The sequence below is a fragment of the Klebsiella sp. P1CD1 genome, assembly GCF_003790505.1.
Taxonomy (GTDB): Bacteria; Pseudomonadota; Gammaproteobacteria; order Enterobacterales; family Enterobacteriaceae; genus Klebsiella; species Klebsiella variicola.
Genome location: NZ_CP033631.1, coordinates 2,779,256 through 2,796,625, shown reverse-complemented (window position 1 = coordinate 2,796,625; position 17,370 = coordinate 2,779,256). Strand labels below are relative to the sequence as shown.

General features: G+C 57.7%; 19 protein-coding genes. 5 read left to right on the top strand and 14 right to left on the bottom strand.

Annotated features, from left to right (window positions below):
* Nucleotides 1–16: 16 nt before the first annotated feature.
* A complete protein-coding gene (gene zapE, locus DTA24_RS13985; RefSeq protein ID WP_413773789.1) occupies nucleotides 17–1,078 on the bottom strand; it encodes a cell division protein ZapE in 1,062 nt (353 codons plus the stop codon).
* 262 nt (nucleotides 1,079–1,340) lie between these two features.
* Here zapE and DTA24_RS13980 point away from each other — a divergent pair, with 262 nt between their 5' ends.
* A complete protein-coding gene (locus tag DTA24_RS13980; RefSeq protein ID WP_044650028.1) occupies nucleotides 1,341–2,747 on the top strand; it encodes an MFS transporter in 1,407 nt (468 codons plus the stop codon).
* Nucleotides 2,748–2,767: 20 nt separating this feature from the next.
* Here the strand turns inward: DTA24_RS13980 and DTA24_RS13975 are convergent, their stop codons facing one another.
* From DTA24_RS13975 to DTA24_RS13960, 4 genes are all read right to left on the bottom strand, one after another.
* Complete coding sequence (locus tag DTA24_RS13975) at nucleotides 2,768–3,649, bottom strand: LysR family transcriptional regulator (RefSeq protein WP_012541629.1); 882 nt, start codon at nucleotides 3,647–3,649, stop codon at nucleotides 2,768–2,770.
* A gap of 148 nt (nucleotides 3,650–3,797) precedes the next feature.
* On the bottom strand, nucleotides 3,798–6,098 hold the full coding sequence (locus tag DTA24_RS13970; RefSeq protein WP_123836891.1) for an FdhF/YdeP family oxidoreductase: 2,301 nt from the start codon (nucleotides 6,096–6,098) through the stop codon (nucleotides 3,798–3,800).
* A 321-nt stretch (nucleotides 6,099–6,419) separates the two neighbouring features.
* Nucleotides 6,420–7,337 (bottom strand): bestrophin family protein, encoded by a 918-nt coding sequence (locus DTA24_RS13965; RefSeq protein WP_012968132.1) that lies wholly within the window; start codon nucleotides 7,335–7,337, stop codon nucleotides 6,420–6,422.
* Nucleotides 7,338–7,568: 231 nt separating this feature from the next.
* Entirely contained in the window at nucleotides 7,569–8,522 is a 954-nt protein-coding gene (locus tag DTA24_RS13960) for a cation diffusion facilitator family transporter (protein WP_080930314.1), read from the bottom strand.
* Between the two features lie 220 nt (nucleotides 8,523–8,742).
* Here DTA24_RS13960 and DTA24_RS13950 point away from each other — a divergent pair, with 220 nt between their 5' ends.
* On the top strand, nucleotides 8,743–9,429 hold the full coding sequence (locus DTA24_RS13950) for an ABC transporter substrate-binding protein (RefSeq protein ID WP_008804767.1): 687 nt from the start codon (nucleotides 8,743–8,745) through the stop codon (nucleotides 9,427–9,429).
* A gap of 3 nt (nucleotides 9,430–9,432) precedes the next feature.
* On the opposite strand, the gene DTA24_RS13945 is transcribed toward DTA24_RS13950, so the two are convergent.
* From DTA24_RS13945 to DTA24_RS13935, 4 genes are all read right to left on the bottom strand, one after another.
* Nucleotides 9,433–10,302, bottom strand: a complete 870-nt coding sequence (locus tag DTA24_RS13945; RefSeq protein WP_012541625.1) for an oxygenase MpaB family protein — start codon at nucleotides 10,300–10,302, stop codon at nucleotides 9,433–9,435.
* A gap of 103 nt (nucleotides 10,303–10,405) precedes the next feature.
* The gene (locus DTA24_RS13940) at nucleotides 10,406–10,837 is read right to left on the bottom strand and encodes an OsmC family protein (protein WP_008804765.1); all 432 of its coding nucleotides are present in this window, start codon (nucleotides 10,835–10,837) and stop codon (nucleotides 10,406–10,408) included.
* Nucleotides 10,838–10,950: 113 nt separating this feature from the next.
* Nucleotides 10,951–11,097: a hypothetical protein gene (locus DTA24_RS28180; protein WP_012541624.1), complete on the bottom strand. Its 147-nt coding sequence runs from the start codon at nucleotides 11,095–11,097 to the stop codon at nucleotides 10,951–10,953.
* A gap of 15 nt (nucleotides 11,098–11,112) precedes the next feature.
* Entirely contained in the window at nucleotides 11,113–11,517 is a 405-nt protein-coding gene (locus tag DTA24_RS13935) for a YdeI family stress tolerance OB fold protein (protein ID WP_008804764.1), read from the bottom strand.
* 145 nt (nucleotides 11,518–11,662) lie between these two features.
* On the opposite strand from DTA24_RS13935, the gene DTA24_RS13930 reads away from it, so the two are divergent.
* From DTA24_RS13930 to DTA24_RS13920, 3 genes are all read left to right on the top strand, one after another.
* Nucleotides 11,663–12,166 carry a hypothetical protein gene (locus tag DTA24_RS13930; RefSeq protein WP_023297676.1) on the top strand — a complete coding sequence of 168 codons (504 nt, stop codon included), beginning with the start codon at nucleotides 11,663–11,665 and terminating at the stop codon, nucleotides 12,164–12,166.
* 8 nt (nucleotides 12,167–12,174) lie between these two features.
* The gene (locus DTA24_RS13925; RefSeq protein ID WP_032740542.1) at nucleotides 12,175–12,621 is read left to right on the top strand and encodes a DUF421 domain-containing protein; all 447 of its coding nucleotides are present in this window, start codon (nucleotides 12,175–12,177) and stop codon (nucleotides 12,619–12,621) included.
* Nucleotides 12,622–12,935: 314 nt separating this feature from the next.
* Complete coding sequence (locus DTA24_RS13920) at nucleotides 12,936–13,931, top strand: SDR family oxidoreductase (RefSeq protein WP_123836890.1); 996 nt, start codon at nucleotides 12,936–12,938, stop codon at nucleotides 13,929–13,931.
* On the opposite strand, the gene DTA24_RS13915 is transcribed toward DTA24_RS13920, so the two are convergent.
* From DTA24_RS13915 to DTA24_RS13895, 5 genes are all read right to left on the bottom strand, one after another.
* Nucleotides 13,928–15,553 (bottom strand): alpha-amylase family protein, encoded by a 1,626-nt coding sequence (locus tag DTA24_RS13915; RefSeq protein WP_123836889.1) that lies wholly within the window; start codon nucleotides 15,551–15,553, stop codon nucleotides 13,928–13,930. The genes DTA24_RS13920 and DTA24_RS13915 overlap by 4 nt on opposite strands.
* 54 nt (nucleotides 15,554–15,607) lie before the next feature.
* Nucleotides 15,608–15,790 (bottom strand): hypothetical protein, encoded by a 183-nt coding sequence (locus tag DTA24_RS13910; protein WP_012968126.1) that lies wholly within the window; start codon nucleotides 15,788–15,790, stop codon nucleotides 15,608–15,610.
* Nucleotides 15,791–15,807: 17 nt separating this feature from the next.
* Nucleotides 15,808–16,314: a ferritin-like domain-containing protein gene (locus tag DTA24_RS13905; protein ID WP_123836888.1), complete on the bottom strand. Its 507-nt coding sequence runs from the start codon at nucleotides 16,312–16,314 to the stop codon at nucleotides 15,808–15,810.
* A 23-nt stretch (nucleotides 16,315–16,337) separates the two neighbouring features.
* The gene (locus DTA24_RS13900; protein WP_008804758.1) at nucleotides 16,338–16,553 is read right to left on the bottom strand and encodes a hypothetical protein; all 216 of its coding nucleotides are present in this window, start codon (nucleotides 16,551–16,553) and stop codon (nucleotides 16,338–16,340) included.
* A 203-nt stretch (nucleotides 16,554–16,756) separates the two neighbouring features.
* Nucleotides 16,757–16,942, bottom strand: coding sequence for a general stress protein (locus tag DTA24_RS13895; protein ID WP_008804757.1), 186 nt, complete (start codon nucleotides 16,940–16,942; stop codon nucleotides 16,757–16,759).
* Between the last annotated feature and the right edge of the window lie 428 nt (nucleotides 16,943–17,370).

Here is a 17,370-nt window from a genome sequence, read left to right as displayed (position 1 = left end):
CGCCGGGGCGTTTTGCTTATACCGCCCGCGGCAACTGTTGCAGGCGACTCCGCGTACGCTGAATATCCTCCAGTTCCACCCCGGCCACCAGCGTCTCCAGATCGCAGCAGGTTACCAGCAGCAGGCGGATCTGCTTTTCATACAGCACATCGATCACGTTGATAAAGCGCTGCTGGGCCGCCGGCCCCACCGTAGCCAGCGGCGGCACCTCATCCAGTAACCAGACCGTATAGCTTTCGCTGAGCGTCAGATAGTCCATCACCGCCGTGGCGGCCTGACAGAGCTGGGCAAAGGTGAAGTGGAGCAGAGTGGATGACGCCGTGGCAGCCAGCAGGGTGCGATAACCTACCGTCAGCGAAACCGGTTCGGCATGCAGCGACGGCAGATCATACAGCTGAAGCTGTTGTGCATTCGGATTAACCCACATCCGCCCGCTGCAGAAGGCATTATCGACGCTCAGATGACGCTGGCGATAATCCTCCTCACCGTTCAGCGCGACGACCGCCAGGTGGGCGCGGATCAGCGCGATCGACGGTAAAAAGCGATCGTGATACAGCGGATTGGGCAGCAGCATCTCCGGCGGATAGTTTGACGTCGCCAACAGCACAATACCGCGCTGAAAGAGATGCGCCAGTAAGACCTTGATCAGCATCGCGTCGCCAGGGTCGTGAAGATGAAATTCGTCGAAGCACAGCAGGCGACAGCCGGAAGTCATCTGCCTCATCACCGCCTGCAGGTCGGGCGCGCCGGGGGCATTCAGCCTCTGATGTAGCTCGCGGAAGAAGTGATGAAAATGGACCCGCCGCCGGGCGGCGAGCGGCAGGCTGGCAAAAAAGTGGTCGAGGATAAAACTTTTCCCCCGCCCGGTCCGCCCCCAGACGTACACCCCCTGCGGCGTACCCGCCGCGGACAACAGTTGCTGGCCCAAAGCATCCAGGCGAGCGATCAGCGACAGCTGATCGTCATCGAGCGTCAGACGCGCCCGCGCCGCCTGCTCGGCCATCACACGGGTAAAGCGAAACTCAGTCGCCATCTCTGGCTGATCTGAATACGACGCCATACATCCCTCTTTTAACATTCTTATAACCTCCTGCGAGGAGGCCATTCTAGCCGCTTTCCTGCGGGTTGGCGAATCGCACAACGGGAAATACCGTCCGCGGTGATTTACTTCAATTCTTCGCCTGGCATGCGGAGAAAACTAGCATGAATCTCATTTTTCATGGTGTACCGCGATATCTTGCGCTAAAGATTGCAGCTAACGCGTAGGATTAAAAATATAAAACTATTAACAATCAATTAACATTAGCAGGCAAACCATTCATCCTGAGGAATACAACACCATGTCTACCACCCAGGTTCTCGGCGGCGCGCCTTATGCCTCGCCAGGACAACCGCACGCCAGCTTAACCGGACGCATTGATGCGCTGCCCGCCTCCTTCGGTTTATGGTCGTTTATCACCCTGCTCTCCCTCGGTGGCTTCTTCGAGCTCTACGACCTGTTCCAGACCGGGTATATCAGCGCAGGGCTGCTGGCCGACGGGATTTTCCACACCGGGCAGGCGGGGATATTCGGGATTGCCGATCAGGCGGCTTTTGCCTCCGCCACCTTTATGGGGCTGTTTATTGGCGCCAGTCTGTTGGCGCCGCTGGCGGACAGGCTGGGGCGACGTCTGACGTTTATGGTGGCGCTCGCCTGGTACGGCCTCTTTTCGCTGCTGATGGCGACGCAGAGCAGCGCGGAAGGGGTGATCTTTTTCCGCTTTCTGGTGGGGATCGGCCTCGGTATTGAGCTGGTGACCATTGACACCTATCTCAGCGAATGGATGCCAACCCATCTGCGCAATAAAGCGTTTGCTTTCGCTTTCTTCATCCAGTTCCTGTCGGTTCCGGCGGTGGCGCTGATGTCCTGGATGCTGGTGCCAACCACCCTCTTCGGCCTCAGCGGCTGGCGCTGGGTGATCATCTTTGGCGCGCTGTTCTCGCTGGCGATCTGGTTTATCCGCAAAAAGCTGCCGGAGTCAGCGCGCTGGCTGGAAAGCAAAGGGCGGCATGATGACGCGCATGCGGTGATGAGTGAGATGGAAGCCCGCTGTGGCGTGACGCCGTCGCCGAAGCATGCGCATGCGGCACAGAGCGTCGTCAAACGCGGCACCTTCCGCGAAATCTGGGCGCCGCAGTATCGGCAGCGCACCCTGATGCTGATGGTGATGAACTTCTTCCAGTCGATCGGCTTCTTCGGCTTTGGCAACTGGCTGCCGGCGCTGCTCTCCGGTCAGGGGGCCAGCATCACTCACAGTCTGCTGTACGCCTTCTTTATCACCCTCGCCTATCCGCTGGGCTGCCTGTTCTGTACCCGCTTCGTGCATCGCTTTGAGAACAAATGGCAAATTGTCCTCTCCGCGCTGATGACTGTCATCTTCGGGACCCTGTTCGCCCTGCAAAACAGCCCGATTCTGCTGGTGATCTGCGGGTTTATGATCACCTGGTCCAACGCCTGGCTGACCATCAGCTACCACGCCTACCAGGCCGAGGTCTTCCCGACCCATATTCGCGCCCGCGCCGTCGGCTTCTGCTACTCGTTCAGCCGGCTCTCCACCGCGGTGACCAGCATCCTGATCGGCATTATTCTGCAATACGCCGGCACGCCGGGGGTGATTAGCTTTATCGTCGTCAGTATGCTGATGGTGATGCTGTCGGTAGGGATCTTCGGCCCCAGAACGCGGGGCATTCGACTGGAGAATATCTGAGGTTGTCGCAGGGACTGGCCTCAGCCAAAAATCCCCTGCGCCTCGGCGAAGCATTTTTCCGCCAGGGTTGATACCGGCTCCTGCTGGCGCATAATGAGCGCCAGCTGTGAATCGACCTGGGTTTCGGCGATCGGCAGAATTTCAAGATTATCGCTCAGCGCTTCGAGGCCGTTGTTGAGCGGCATAATCGCGCAGCAGATCCCCGCCTGCACCGCCTGGATAATCTGAAACGTCGAATCGCTTTCAAAAACATACTTCGGCGTTAGCCCTTTAGCCTTAAAGCTGATTTCAATGGATTCCCGGTAGTACATTCCCTTGGTCAGAAAACCGAGGGGCAACGTCGCCAGCGCCTCCCACCCCGGCGTCGCACCGCTGAAGTCGAAATGGCGTTTATCATGCAGGAGCCCCATCCGGGTTTGCGGCAACCGGGCGACCTTAAACAGGCGCTGGTCCAGATGCTGCAGATAGCAAATGCCCAGATCCAACTGGTTACGGCTGACGCCATCGATAATCTGCTCCGAGGTCATCGACAGCAGGCTGAACTGCAGCGCCGGGTATTTCTCCGCCAGCGGTTTAATCAGCTGCATCGGGTTCAGGCTCGCCAGCGGCACCATGCCGACCCGCAGCTGACCGACCATCTGCCCGCGACAGATCGCCGCCTCTGCCGCCAGACCATCATGGGCAGCCAGCACCGCCCGCGCCCAGGCCAGGATCCGCTCACCTTCCGGGGTAAACCCCTCAAAGCGCTGGCCGCGCTGAATAAGCGTCAGGTTCAGCTCCTCTTCCAAATTACGAATGCGCATGGAGAGGGTCGGCTGAGTAATATGGCAGGCCGCCGCCGCCTGGCCAAAATGGCGCGTCTGATCGAGCGCGATCAAATACTTGAGTTGCTTAATATCCATTCTCTTTCCCGTTTGAACCCCGCCGTTCACCCCCGGGGCCGCGCACAGGTTACCAGAATGTTAGTTTCAGTAGCGATAAATTCAAGCGAGGATATCACGAGGTGCTGTGGGGCGCAGGACGGCGCGATGCCGCCCTGCGCCCTGCTTTTTAGCGTACGCCGGCCAGCGGACGGATCTCTTTCGAGCGCAGCGTCAGACGAACGGGAACCGACTTATATGAAGGGGTGCCGCTCTCTTCATCCAGATAGTTCAGCGGCACCAGCACGTTGGCTTCCGGATAATAGGCCCCGACGGTACCGGGCGCGATGCCGTAGGCTACCACCGTGATATCTTCCAGCGTCAGCTCGCTGTCTGGCAGCGCGGTATGAATATCTACCCGATCGCCATGTTCCAGCCCCTGGGCAGCCATGTCCTGTTCATTCATAAACAGCACGTCGCGGCGGCCAAAAACGCCGCGGTAGCGGTCATTCATCGCGTAGATGGTGGTGTTGTACTGATCGTGACTGCGCAGCGTCACTAAGCGCATCACATCTTCGCCCTCCACCACCACGTTCTCATGCACCCCTTTGAAGACCGAGAACATCGCTTTACCGGTGGCCGTTGGCCAGATGCGCTCGGTCGGCGGTAGCGGCATGCGGAAGCCCCCGGGATGACGAATACGCTGGTTATACTCCTCGAACCCCGGAATGGTCTGTTCGATCAGATCGCGAATGCGGTCGTAATCTTCCACCAGATACAGCCAGTCCACTTTGCTGGCCGGCAGAGTGGCCTTCGCCAGACCAGCGACAATCGCCGGCTCCGAGCGCAACGTCGGCGAGGCGGGCTTAAGCTTGCCTGACGACGCATGCACCATCGACATCGAATCCTCGACAGTGATCGACTGCCGGCCGCTGGCCTGCAGGTCAAGCTCGGTGCGGCCCAGACACGGCAGAATAAAGGTCTCTTTCGCCGTCAGCAGGTGCGAGCGGTTGAGCTTGGTGCCGACGTGAACGCTGAGCTCAAGGCCGCGCATCGCCGGGAAGGCGCGTTCGTGATCCGGCATCGCCACAGCGAAGTTGCCCCCGAGGCAAATCAGGGCTTTGGCGTCGCCGGCGATCATGGCCTCCAGGGCCTTCACCGCATCGTGACCATGATGCCGCGGCGGCGTAATCCCCATCACCCGCTGCAGGCTGTCGAGGAAGGCCGCGGAGGGTTTTTCACTGATCCCGACGGTGCGGTTTCCCTGCACGTTTGAGTGGCCGCGCAGCGGACAGATGCCAGCGCCCGGCTTGCCGATGTTGCCGCGCATCAGCAGCAGGTCGGCAATCAGACGGACGTTGGAAGTGCCTTTATTATGCTGGGTAATACCCATGCCGTAGGTGACGATGGTGGCCCTGGATTTGGCGTAAGCCACGGCGACCTGGGTCAGGGATTCGCGCGTCAGGCCGGACTCCTGTTCGATATCCTGCCAGCGGGTGGCATGCAGATCCTCGGCGAAGGCGGAGAATCCCTGGGTATGCTGGGTAATAAACCCGTGGTCGAGCACATTGCCCTGCTCCTCCTCCAGCTGCAGCAGCGCTTTGGCGATCCCTTTCAGCGCCGCCGCGTCGCCGCCGGCCCGTACCTGGTAGTAGGTCGAGGCGATCGGCGTCGAGCGCCGGGTCGCCATCTCCATCACGTTCTGCGGATCGGCAAAACGCTCCAGCGCCCGCTCACGCAGCGGGTTAAAAACGATAATCGGCACGCCGCGGCGGGAAAGCTCATGCAGGGTGCCCATCATCCGCGGGTGGTTGGTGCCCGGATTATGGCCGATGGAGATCACCAGTTCGGTCTGGTCAAAATCGTCGAGGGAGACGGTGCCTTTGCCAATCCCGATCGACTGCGGCAGGCCCACGCTGGTGGATTCATGGCACATGTTGGAGCAGTCGGGGAAGTTGTTGGTGCCATATTCGCGGGCATACAGCTGAAACAGCCATGCCGCCTCATTTGACGCCCGGCCAGAGGTATAGAACTCGACCTCATCAGGCTGCAGGCCGCGAAGGATCTCGCCGATGCGGGCGAAGGCCTGCTCCCACGCCACCGGACGCAGGGTATCGCTGGCGCGGTCGTAGACTAAAGGATGGGTTAAGCGGCCGTAGCCTTCCAGTTCAAAATCGCTCTTCGCCAGCAGGGAGGTCACAGTGTTGGCTGCGAGGAACGCGGGCGTCACTCGTTTGGTGGTCGCCTCCCAGGTCACGGCTTTGGCGCCATTTTCGCAAAATTGAAAAGTGGATTTATGCTCTTTATCCGGCCAGGCGCAGCCCGGGCAGTCAAACCCATCCGGCTGGTTAGTGCGCAGCAGCGTGGCGGGCGCCTCGAAGGCATCCATCTGGGTACGCACAGCGATGGCCGTGGCCTTCAGGGCGCCCCACCCGCCTGCCGGGCCATCATAGGGGTGAACACCGGGCACCGCGCGTCTTTTATTGGTCATCTTTTAACTCCTGCTGCTCTGTTCTGGCCGCCGCAGCCTGAAAAAAGGCGTACGACGGCCCCGGGCGACGTGGCGTGGTTAGCACGGCGTCACCTGATTAGGATGCGGTTTCTCAAGGATAGTACGATGGGAAAGCGTAGGTACTGCGTTTGTTAACTGAATAATAACATACACAACAAATCTGTATAATTGATGTTATCTATCAGGTGTTCAATTTAACTTATTTGCAAATTTTCGCAGTTATCGTCGCTGTGCGCTGACGGATAAAAGACCCACGGGAAAGCGATGACCGGGCAGCGGAAACCGCCCGGTGGGTCTGATTCAGGTCAGATTGAAGTAACGGTCCGGACGCAGCGTCTCCGGCAGCGGATGCTGACCGGTCATGTCGAGCAGATTGCGCTCAATGGTATTGCACATGGCGTTCAGCGGCAGATCATTGGCGGCGGTACCGAAAGGATCTTCCAGCTCTTCCGCCAGCGAATCCCACGACAAAAAGGTGTAGGAGATAAACACCGAGACAAACGGCGTCATGTAGTGCAGATCGCCGACCAGCGCGAACGGCAGCAGCGTGCAGAACAGGTACACGGTGCGCTGCAGGATCAGGGTATAGGCGAATGGCACCGGGGTGGTCGCCAGCCTTTCACAACCGCCCAGCACGTGCGCCAGCTCATCGAGTTTGTTGTCCATCAGCCCGTAGGTGATGTCGCTGAGCTTGCCCGCCTCCCGCAGCTGGCCAATTTCGTTGCCGACCAGCAGCAGGATCCGGTTGGTGGGCATTGAGCTGGCGAGGATCTCCGCCACCTTGTCATCCGGCAGCAGCCGCCGCAGGTCAGCCGTCGGATCGGTTTTGCGCAGCTGGTGCTTCAGGCTCCAGCTAAAGGCCACCAGATAGCTGACGATGCGGCGATGGACATCGTGTTCGGCCGGCAGGATATTGCGCAACTGGCGTACCAGCGTACGTTCGGCGATAAGCACCGTCCCCCACAGATTGCGCGCTTCGACGAACCGGCTGTAGCTGGCGCTGTTGCGAAAGCCGAGAAAAATCGCAATCGCAATCCCCAGCAGGCTGAACGGCGCCACCGTTAAGTGGATCCCCAGCTGCTCGTACCATTGATAGCTGATAATGGCGATGATGGACATCAGCACATTAAGCAGCAGACGAAAGATGATTTTCGACAGCACGGAGCCGTGCCAGTCAAATAAGCGAAGAAACCAGTGTTGTTCTGGCCGAATGATCATTGTCTGACTTCCTGAATTACCGCTCTGGTCATTATCTCTGAATAAAGAATAGAGATTATCTATGAACCGATTGGTTTATTTTATCGTTAACTGCGATGGGCAGATCTTCGCCATTATTTAGCGATGGTAATGGCGTTTTTAGTATGTGCTTTTTTTATATTTCAGGCAATCGATGCGCCAGCAATTAAGGCTCAGGGAAAAAATAGCCGCTGAGCCAATAAAATTGTCGTCTTACGGCGCCGGGTGCGCCAGGCCGCTTTCACCGGCCCCGCATAGCGCGCTGGCCGCGTCGCTGGGATCAAGATGCACCATTACGTTAAGCACCGGATGCTGCGCCAGGACCCGCTCCCGCGCCTGACGGGCAATCTGATGTCCCTCGGCTACCGACATCTCTCCCGCCACCTCGAGATGGACATCCACCAGCACCAGATCCCCCGCCTTACGGGTTTTCAAATCGTGCAGACCCGCCACGCCCGGCGTGGCCTGCAGCGTGCCGGCGATCGCCCGCTGCGTCTCTTCATCGACCGCGCGGTCCATTAAATCGTGCAGCGCCGTGGCGGCGAAACGATAGCCCATGCGGGTGATTAGCAGTCCCACCGCCAGCGCGGCAAGCGGATCGAACCAGGCGAACCCGGCCAGGTTACCGATAATCCCCAGCGCCACCACCAGAGATGACGCGGCATCGGAGCGGGCATGCCAGGCGTTGGCGATGAGCAGCGATGAATTCAGCCGCGTGGCGACCGCCAGCATATAGCGAAACAGCCCCTCCTTAACGGCCAGCGCCACCAGCGCCATCCACAGCGCCACGCTGTGCACCGCCGGAATCGTCTGCGGCTGCGCCAGGTGACCTGCCGCGGACCACAGCATGCCGACCCCGACCAGCACCAGGATCGCGCCGAGGATCAGCGAGGCGCCATTCTCGTAGCGCCAGTGTCCATAGTGGTGATCGTGGTCTGAGGGTCGACGGCTCTTTTTATTCGCCACCAGCACCACCCCATCGGCGACCAGATCGGAAAAAGAGTGCATCCCATCAGCAATCAACCCCTGGGAGCCAGAGAATATTCCCACCACAACCTGAAACACGGAAAGGAAAATATTGACCACCACGCTAATAAGGGTACTCTTTCGCGCCTGCATCGAACGCTCATGATATTTATTATCATTTTCAAAATTATATTGTGTCATTATTTCTCTCCCTTTGTGAGCGGGAAGAATAAACTGACAAGCTGAGTTTATGCTTAACAATATAAAAGCCATTGCCTTTCCGTTTAACGATATTGGCGCTGTCGATTATTAATATATTCTGAAAGGGTGGCAGGACAGGTACAACCGCGCGCGGATGGGCTATCTTATGACTGGCCCGGCAGGTCGGGCCACTTTCTCTTCACCACCACAGGAGTCAGCGATGTCAGAGAACACCTCATCCCGGCTGCGTTTTGCCATTAACCTGGGCAACGCGGTCCTGGCCCATCTCGGGGAGACGGGGGAGCCCGCAGGTCTCACCGTCGAGCTTAGCCATCGGCTGGCGACGCGCTGGGGCGTCACCGCCGAGTTCGTCCCCTATCCTGCCGCCGGAAAAGTGGTGGCTGACGCCGGCGGTGATCACTGGGACATTGCGTTTCTGGCCATCGACCCGGCCCGGGAAGCGACCCTGCGTTTTACGCCTCCCTACATCACCATCCAGGGGACCGCGCTGGTGAGAGCCGGTTCGCCCTGCCAGAGCGTGGCCGACATGGATCGCCCGGCAACCACCATTAACGTCGGGCAAAACGCCGCTTACGATCTGTGGTTAACCCGTCATCTGCAGCACGCCAGCCTGAATCGCCTTCCCTCCTCGCAGGAGGCCATCGACGCCTTCCTCGCCGGTGAAGGAGATATGGTCGCCGGTATCCGACAGCCGCTGGAGGCGACAGCCCGTCAGCACGCTGGGGTGCGGGTACTGGCGGATAATTTTACTGAGATCCAGCAGGCCATCTGCGTCGCCCGGGCGGATGTCGCTGGCTTCAACGCGGTGAATGACGCGCTCAGCGAGTGGCGGGCGGATGGCAGCCTGGAGGCACTGATTGCCCGACAGCTGGGCAAGGCGGAGTGACCTTCACTCCACTTGCATCCGGCGCATGGCGCAATGCCAGGCGCCGTTGCGTACCGAAGCACGGAGCACGCGGGCCACGCCATGCACCAGCAGGCGCGTCGTGCGCCGCTGCAGCGGCGTGAGCGACAGCCCCAGCATCTCCTGCGCCCATTCCGGCAGCAGATCGATCCCGGCGCGCATCATGACCTGACCCACCGGCTGGCTCAGCCTACCCGGCAGACGAGTAGAGAGCAGCACCTCGGCTACCTCCCGGGTACGTTCGTCACAGCGCAACTGCGGGCGCATCGCCTCGAGATAGTCCGCCACTTCCTGCGGCGTCTGAGGGATGTCCTGGGCCCCCAGCCGACGGGCGATTTCCGCCGACTCGCGGAAATAGTCCTCCTGGCGCTCGGCGCTGACCACCGTCCGCTTGTAGCGCAGGTGGGAGGCCATAAAGCGGCTGCACTCGGCGACGTGCACCCAGGTCAACAGCGCCGGATCGCTGGCCTGATAAGGAGTGCCGTCCTTATCCACCCCGCCGATCCGCTGATGGATCCCCTGCACTTTGGCGATGAGCCGCTCGGCGTCGGGGGTAGTGGCAAAGGTGGTGGCGGAAATAAACTGGCTGGTGCGGCGCAGGCGGCCAAAGATGTCCTCACGGAAACGGGAGTGATCCCAGACGCCGGCCAGCGCCAGGGGATGCAGCATCTGCAGCAGCAGCGCGCTGATGCCGCCGCAGAGCATCGAGGTAAAATCGCCGTGTACCTGCCAGATGGCCGACTGCGGACCAAACAGCCCCGGCTCCCCTTTAGGCTGTTCAAAATCGATCTCTTTTAGCGCCATGCCGGTCAGGCCGAGCACCTGCGCCTCGATCATCCCGCGAATGCCGATCATGATGATGTCCCTTACGTGCAATTAAAGGACAAAAGATACCACTATTGGGCAGCGCAGGGAGAGATATTGGGAAAGGGTGCCCGCTGCGCGCGGGCACGACAGCTTACGGATTCAGCTGGTAGTCGAGAGTGATATTGGCTTTCAGCACCTGCGATACCGGGCAACCGGCCTTCGCTTTCTGAATGATCTCATCGAACGCCGCCGGCGCAACGTCCGGCAGAACAATCTGACTTTGCAGCGCGATGTCGGTTATCGCAAAGCCGCCGTCGGTTTTATTGAGGGTGACCACCGCCGTCGTGTCGATAGACGTTGCGGTATAGCCCTCTTCGCTGAGCATCAGCGACAGGGCCATTGAGAAACAGGCGGCATGCGCGGCGCCAATCAGCTCCTCAGGGTTAGTGCCTTTCACCCCTTCAAAACGGGTGTTAAAGCCGTAGGGCTGCTGGCTCAGCGCCCCGCTCTCTGTCGACACGGTGCCTTTGCCATGTTTCAGATCGCCTTCCCAGTGCGCCAGCCCTTTCTTATGAATCGCCATGTGACTCCTCCTGTGATGATGTCGAACAAAAAGTATAGTGCGTGATGCCGAACCTGCGCCTTTTCTGCGGCCTGGGCATCACTGTGCCCTTAAGGATCTCGTGGTCAGCCTCGCTAACGACCATCGTGTGGCTGATAAGGATCGGTTTTGTCGTCCTTGCTGTCGTCCCGTTTACGCGGCACTTCGCCATGCTCGGCAGGCGCCTCGCGCGCAGGATGCTTTCCGCCCTGCTCACCTTGCGGCTGAGATGTGTTACTCATATCGGCGTTCTCCGCTTACTTAGGCGACTGCTTGAGCAGACGATCGACACGCACCACCGGCGGCGTCATTTTGCGATCGAGGCTACCGTTGATGCTGACCAGATCGTCAGGCTCTACATGCTGTTCGTTAAACGCGGCGGCCGGAATGATGGCGGTGATGGTGCCGCTTTTATCGCGAAACTGATAACGGTCATTGTCCTGGCGGGTGAGCACATTACCGCGCAGTGAAATAGTCGCGCCATCGTGCATAGTTTTCGCCTGCTCAACGGTCATGATCCGGCCATCCTCGACGCCGCGATAGCCGTCATCCAGTTTGTGCGGCGGCGGCGGTGCGGCATCCTGACTAAAACCGCCCTTATCGTCCGCCTGTGCAATACCCACGGCGAGTACACAGGCCATAGCGAGCGCTAATTTTTTCATCATCCCTCCGTCATTTTACCGATGATTAGAATAAAGCCTGGCTGAGGCGATTCATTTTTACAAAGTCAATTGTTCTGATATCGACTAATATAAGAATGTCCTTATCGTTACGCTGTTGCCGAAACGAAACGCGGGGAAAATAATAATGATTAAGAATCAACAGGATTGTCCCATCGTTGACGAGAATGAACGAGCACTACGCTTCGAATATCGATTCCGGCGCTATGGGATAATTGTTCTGAGTCTCATCATTCTTACCGCGCTAAGCGGTCTGTGGTCCTCCGGTTATTTCAGTGAAGCGCACCGGGAAAGTGCCAAAGGTGAATTAAGCGTCGATTATCAGCGGTATGCCAGACTGATGAGTGAAACCGAAGTGAATATTCAGATTAAACCCGATGGAGGTAGTGAAAAAATTATCAGCTTCACCGCCCCGTTTTTATCGCGCTACCAGGTCGGTGATATCCGCCCGCAGCCGGATAAAATGTACAGTGCCGAGGGGAAATTATACCTCGTGTATCAGCAAGCGGCCAACCGCTCGCCGATGTCCGTGTGGTTATCCATTACCCCAAAAACAGCCGGCAATATTTCCCTGCAGGCGGCAGTGAACGATCGCGCGCCTGTCACCTGGAACCAGTTTGTCTATCCCTAGGAGTGGCTATGGAAATGGTCCTCAGAGCCGCAGCAATCTATTTTATCCTGTTGATTATTTTTAAGATTGCTGGCAGAAGAACGCTGATGCAGTTAACCAACTTTGATCTAATATTGCTGCTGATAATTAGCGAAGCCACCCAACAGGCGATGCTCAGCACAGACTATTCCGTCACCGGTTCGATGCTCACCATCGTCACTCTGGTGGGTGTTGATATTTTATTCGGCTATATTAAGAAACGCTTCTCGCAGGCGGAAAATTTCATTGATGGTAGCCCGGTTATTGTGGTGGAAGATGGTGCTGTCATCGACGAAAAGATAAAGCTCGTCAATATCTCTGTCGATGATATCCTGCTGGCAGCCAGGCAGCACCATGGGATCTATGAGCTCAAAGCGATCAAATTCGCTATCCTCGAGCGTAACGGCCAGATATCCATTATTCCTGAAAAGGAATAGTCTCAATTTTATTTATCGCGCTCCGGTTGTTTATCACCTGATTCGGGGGCGCGGGTGGCATCATCCTCTTCTTTTTCAACGCTAAGCATGTTTAATGTCACCATTTTTCCTCCTCGCGGGTTGACAGGGTTCTAACAGATTATAGAACGTCCTCGCCGATGCAGGCACGATCCAGCCAGCATCATCCGGATATGTCGTCTGATTCACACTGCGTATATTCCAGGATATTTCCCACCTCGTCATTGTCATTTGTGAGGAATAATTAACCGATCTGTGCAGTTAATATTGCGCTAGCCAAAAAAAATGAGGTCTCTATGTCTGTGATGGTAATTACCGGGGGAACCGCGGGGGCGGGCAAAGCCACCGCACTGCGTTTCGCTCGCGCAGGATACCACGTGGCGCTGATCGCCCGAGATGAGACGGGTCTGCAGGAAGCCCAGCAGGCCTGCGAACGGTTTGGCATTAAAACGCTGGCCATTAGCGCCGACGTCGCCGATGCCGGGGCGCTGCAGCGCGCCGCCGCCGAGGTGGAAGCCACACTTGGCGCGATAGACCTTTGGATCAACAACGCCATGACCACCGTGCTGGCCCCCTTTCGTCAGATGAGCGAGGAGGAATTTCGCCGGGTGACGGAGGTGACCTATCTCGGCTATGTCAATGGCACCCGCGCGGCGCTGGAGGTGATGGCGCCCCGGGATCGGGGAGTGATTATTCAGGCCGGCTCGGCGCTGGCCTGGCGGTCGATTCCCCTGCAATCGGCCTACTGTGGAGCCAAGGCGGCGATCCGCGGCTTTACCGATGCCGTGCGTACCGAACTGATGCACGAGAAAAGCCACATCCAGTTGACCATGGTCCAGCTGCCGGGGATGAACACCGCCCAGTTTGGCTGGGCGCGGAATAAAATGGATCAGGCCATGCAGCCGGTGCCGCCGGTCTATCAGCCGGAAGTGGCCGCCGAAGCTATCTACAGCGTCATCCAGCGTCCGGTCAACGAACTGTGGGTCGGGAAAAGCACCATCCAGTCGATCCTCGGTCAGGTCTTCTTTCCTCGCCTGCTCGATCGTCTGATGGTGAAAAAGGCGTGGGAGGGACAGTTTACCGGCCAGCCGAAGCTGGCAGAGCATCAGGACGACCTGTTCACGCCGGTACGCGGCAATCACCCCGGACACGGCCCCTTTAACGATGGCGCACGGCGTAAAGCGGTGACGATCAGCGCCGATCTCCCGGGAAAAGTGGCTGCCGGCGTCGGGGTAGCGGTGGCGACGATGGCTCTGCGGGCGTTGTTCCGTCGTTCCGGGAAACGGCGTTAATCCAGGCTCCGGCTGAACCAGCGGTACCCATACCCGGAAAGCGCCAGCCGCGCATCTTTCCCGCCGTGTAGCCCATCCTGATAGAGCTTATCTTCCAGAATTGGGCTCCAGTAGCCCTCGGCCAGCGGCGGGAGCAGGACCTCTACCGCCTGCTGGCTGCAGTTCGCCAGCATCAGCACTTCCCGCGATTCGCTGCGATAGCACAGGCCCAGCACCGCAGCAGGTTTCACCGCGAGGATGGCGAAAGCAATGGAGCCCGGCTCGGTATATTCCGCCCGCGCCAGCACCATGTTGCGCACCCGGTTCAGCAGCGATCGGGGGTGGCGCAGTGCCGTTTCGACATTGATCCGCTGGTAGCGCCACCGCCCGCTGGCTATCGGTTTTACCGGCAGATCGTCCCGCGCCGCCCGGGAGAAGCCGCCGTTGGGCGCCGCCGACCACTGCATCGGCGTTCTGACCGCGTAGCGCTCCGGTAAGCTCAGATCGTCTCCCATGCCAATCTCGTCGCCATAGCGCATCACCGGCACGCCGGGCAGCGCCAGCAGGATCGCATGGGCCAGCGCCATGCGCCGGGTATCGCCATCCAGCATCGGCGCCAGTCGCCGGCGTACGCCACGCTGGTAGACGGACATGGCTTTATCAGGGGCAAAGGTGCGGATAACCTGGCGTTTATTGCGTTCGCCGATCCCCTCGAGATCCAGTTCATCATGGTTACGCAGCCAGTTGACGAAGCAGCACCCGTCCGGCGGGGTCACCATCGCCTGCAGGGCTTTTACCACTTGGGCGGCGCGCTGCTGCGCCAGACTGAGGTAGAGATATTTGTTAAGCCAGAAATTGAGCACCATCTGCAGCCGATCGCCGTGACCGAAGTAATGGCGGTAATCTTCTACCGCAACGTCTACTTCACCCAGCAGTATCGCCTCGGGATTGAGACGCTGAACGACCTGCCGGAGATGGTTCAGCAGCGGGTAGCCGCGCGCCTCGTCGCCCTTCCCGGCCTGTTTCACCAGATGTGACGCGGCATCGAGGCGAAAACCTGACACGCCCGCCTGCAGCCAGAAGGTGATGATGTTTTCGATTTCAGCGATCACCGGCGGATGAGCAAGATTCAGATCCGGCTCATGACGATAAAACATGTGGCGATAGTATTGCCCGGCCTGTTCGTCCCAGCGCCAGACGCTCTCCTCGACGCCGGGAAACATGGGGGGATCGTCCTTCTCCGGCGGCCTGTCGGCCCAAAGATAGTATGGCCGCCACGGCGACCGGGGATCGCGTCGCGCCGCCTGAAACCACGGGTGCTGGGCGGAAGTGTGCTGGATAACCAGCTCAACAATCACCCGCAGCCCCAGCTCCCGGGCGCGGGCAATCAGCTCAATCACGTCGGCGATGGTGCCAAAGCGCGGATCGGGCTGCAGATGGTCGCTGATATCATAGCCATCATCCTGCAGAGGGGTGAGATAGAAAGGCGTCAGCCAGAGCACCGTCGCCCCGAGGCTGCGAATGTAATGTAGCTTTTGGCGAATACCGGCGAGATCGCCGTAGCCGTCACCGTTAGCGTCATAAAACAGTGAACTATCAACCTGATAAATGACCGCTCTGTGAAACCACTGTTCCCGTTGCATCACTATCACCTTGCTTATTCACCCTGACGGGTAGCCCGTCACTCGCCAGCAGATTCAGCGCGGTTTACGTCCGCCCCTCGCCGTCGGCCGGGGTTTGGCGACAGGCGATACGGTAGCGTGTTCCGCTGAAGGCGCCCGATTCGCCACCGCGTCCACCAGAGCCTGCTGTCTGGCGGTTAATTTCAGAGGAACCTGTTCCTCGACAGCATGGAGCGCGATCGTGTGGCGTTTAACCATAGTTTTTCTCCGGCGGCTTATTTTCCGGCCTCAACGCCAGGCAGATCGGCACGATGCAGAAATTGCCCGACGATCGTCGGCTGATGATGAAGCAGCCAGTCAGCCATGCCTCGCTCCTCCGCCAGCATCGCCTCCAGGGCGTGAATGGCATGGTGGTCGCCCACCCGTTTCGCCGCCGTCAATAAGGCGGTATAGCAGGCGACCTCGAATTGCGCAAAAAAATAGGCCGTGATAATGACCTTAATGACCTCATCGCCGGGCAGCATCATCCCAATGGACTGGCCCAACGCGGCAACCCGGCTCATCGCATCCTGCAGCGCGGAGCGGGAAATATGATTACGGGCAATGATATCCTGCAGAGACGATAATTGCCGGCGGGTTTCATAGAGATGTTGTTCAAGACGCGTGCGCAGTGGCGGATAGTTTTCACTCCTTCTGGTTGCCGTGATTAATATTACTTCGGCCTGTTTCTCCATCGCATGAGCATCGCGCAGCCAGTTATGATAATTTTCAATATCCGTCATAAATACCTCTGATAACCAATCCTTTATTTGGATGTGGGATCTTCATTCTCTTCCGCCGCCTGATCCGCTCGCGCTGCGCTATATCCGGATAAATGCCCAACGATATTCGCATAGATGCTAATGAGAATGACCCACAGGACGCTGTTTTTCCACCAGATTAACGAGGGTATTGCCAGAATGACCCACATCACGGCGGCCACAAGATGGCAACGTTTAATCAATGCCGGTGTCAGTTTCATTTTTATTACCTGCTATCTTATAAATACTTAACCGTTAACCAGCATGTTGCCGATTCATTTACTCTTCGCGTATTGCCGATAAATAAATACGAGTATTCGACCAGATTTATTATTATCAGCCCATATAAACAGAAACCTGCGGACCGGCAGGCCCACAGGTTTTTTTTTCGGCGCCCTTTTTAAAGCGCCTCAGGCTTCAGTCATTAACTGTCACCGGCTTTACGACCACCGCCATGACTGTTCTTACCACCCTTTTTACCGGCTTCGGATGCACGTTCAGGATCATTTTTAAAGTTCCCGCCGCTGTGCTGTCCGCCTTTACGCCCGGCTTCGGATGCTTTTTCACGATCTTCTGCAAAGTTACCTGAACCGCCTCTATGCTCTGCCATAATTTCACCTTTTAGGTTTACTCGATCTCGGTTGGTAAATGGAAAATGACCCTGTTACAAATCATCGCCCTCAATATCTAACACTAGAGGAATGCTCGCAGGAGTCAAATTAACGCCAGGCTTTTATCCACGCCAAATGGCAAATAAAAAATAAATAACGAAGCGGCAGTAAAAATAAATACATTGTAACTCACTTATTCGCCTTAGGTTATCACCATTTTCTATCGTGAAACTTTTCCCCTCGACGCTTTTGTAAAAAAATGAAAATGATAGATGTTATTTATTTTTTTCTTCAGCCAGACATCACCGTCATAAAAATACTCACAATGAAGTAGTTCATCAACCATCCATAGGTGCAAAAAACTATTTTTTTCACAATGCACCCCCCTTCGTCTATAAAAAAGCATACCGTCATTCAGCCCGCCCGG

What these genes read in the sequence shown, in the direction of transcription:
- zapE (WP_413773789.1), bottom strand. Translation starts at nt 1,078, where the DNA reads ATGTTAAAAGAGGGATGTATGGCGTCGTATTCAGATCAGCCAGAGATG.
- DTA24_RS13980 (WP_044650028.1), top strand. Translation starts at nt 1,341, where the DNA reads ATGTCTACCACCCAGGTTCTCGGCGGCGCGCCTTATGCCTCGCCAGGA.
- DTA24_RS13975 (WP_012541629.1), bottom strand. Translation starts at nt 3,649, where the DNA reads ATGGATATTAAGCAACTCAAGTATTTGATCGCGCTCGATCAGACGCGC.
- DTA24_RS13970 (WP_123836891.1), bottom strand. Translation starts at nt 6,098, where the DNA reads ATGACCAATAAAAGACGCGCGGTGCCCGGTGTTCACCCCTATGATGGC.
- DTA24_RS13965 (WP_012968132.1), bottom strand. Translation starts at nt 7,337, where the DNA reads ATGATCATTCGGCCAGAACAACACTGGTTTCTTCGCTTATTTGACTGG.
- DTA24_RS13960 (WP_080930314.1), bottom strand. Translation starts at nt 8,522, where the DNA reads ATGACACAATATAATTTTGAAAATGATAATAAATATCATGAGCGTTCG.
- DTA24_RS13950 (WP_008804767.1), top strand. Translation starts at nt 8,743, where the DNA reads ATGTCAGAGAACACCTCATCCCGGCTGCGTTTTGCCATTAACCTGGGC.
- DTA24_RS13945 (WP_012541625.1), bottom strand. Translation starts at nt 10,302, where the DNA reads ATGATCGGCATTCGCGGGATGATCGAGGCGCAGGTGCTCGGCCTGACC.
- DTA24_RS13940 (WP_008804765.1), bottom strand. Translation starts at nt 10,837, where the DNA reads ATGGCGATTCATAAGAAAGGGCTGGCGCACTGGGAAGGCGATCTGAAA.
- DTA24_RS28180 (WP_012541624.1), bottom strand. Translation starts at nt 11,097, where the DNA reads ATGAGTAACACATCTCAGCCGCAAGGTGAGCAGGGCGGAAAGCATCCT.
- DTA24_RS13935 (WP_008804764.1), bottom strand. Translation starts at nt 11,517, where the DNA reads ATGAAAAAATTAGCGCTCGCTATGGCCTGTGTACTCGCCGTGGGTATT.
- DTA24_RS13930 (WP_023297676.1), top strand. Translation starts at nt 11,663, where the DNA reads ATGATTAAGAATCAACAGGATTGTCCCATCGTTGACGAGAATGAACGA.
- DTA24_RS13925 (WP_032740542.1), top strand. Translation starts at nt 12,175, where the DNA reads ATGGAAATGGTCCTCAGAGCCGCAGCAATCTATTTTATCCTGTTGATT.
- DTA24_RS13920 (WP_123836890.1), top strand. Translation starts at nt 12,936, where the DNA reads ATGTCTGTGATGGTAATTACCGGGGGAACCGCGGGGGCGGGCAAAGCC.
- DTA24_RS13915 (WP_123836889.1), bottom strand. Translation starts at nt 15,553, where the DNA reads ATGCAACGGGAACAGTGGTTTCACAGAGCGGTCATTTATCAGGTTGAT.
- DTA24_RS13910 (WP_012968126.1), bottom strand. Translation starts at nt 15,790, where the DNA reads ATGGTTAAACGCCACACGATCGCGCTCCATGCTGTCGAGGAACAGGTT.
- DTA24_RS13905 (WP_123836888.1), bottom strand. Translation starts at nt 16,314, where the DNA reads ATGACGGATATTGAAAATTATCATAACTGGCTGCGCGATGCTCATGCG.
- DTA24_RS13900 (WP_008804758.1), bottom strand. Translation starts at nt 16,553, where the DNA reads ATGAAACTGACACCGGCATTGATTAAACGTTGCCATCTTGTGGCCGCC.
- DTA24_RS13895 (WP_008804757.1), bottom strand. Translation starts at nt 16,942, where the DNA reads ATGGCAGAGCATAGAGGCGGTTCAGGTAACTTTGCAGAAGATCGTGAA.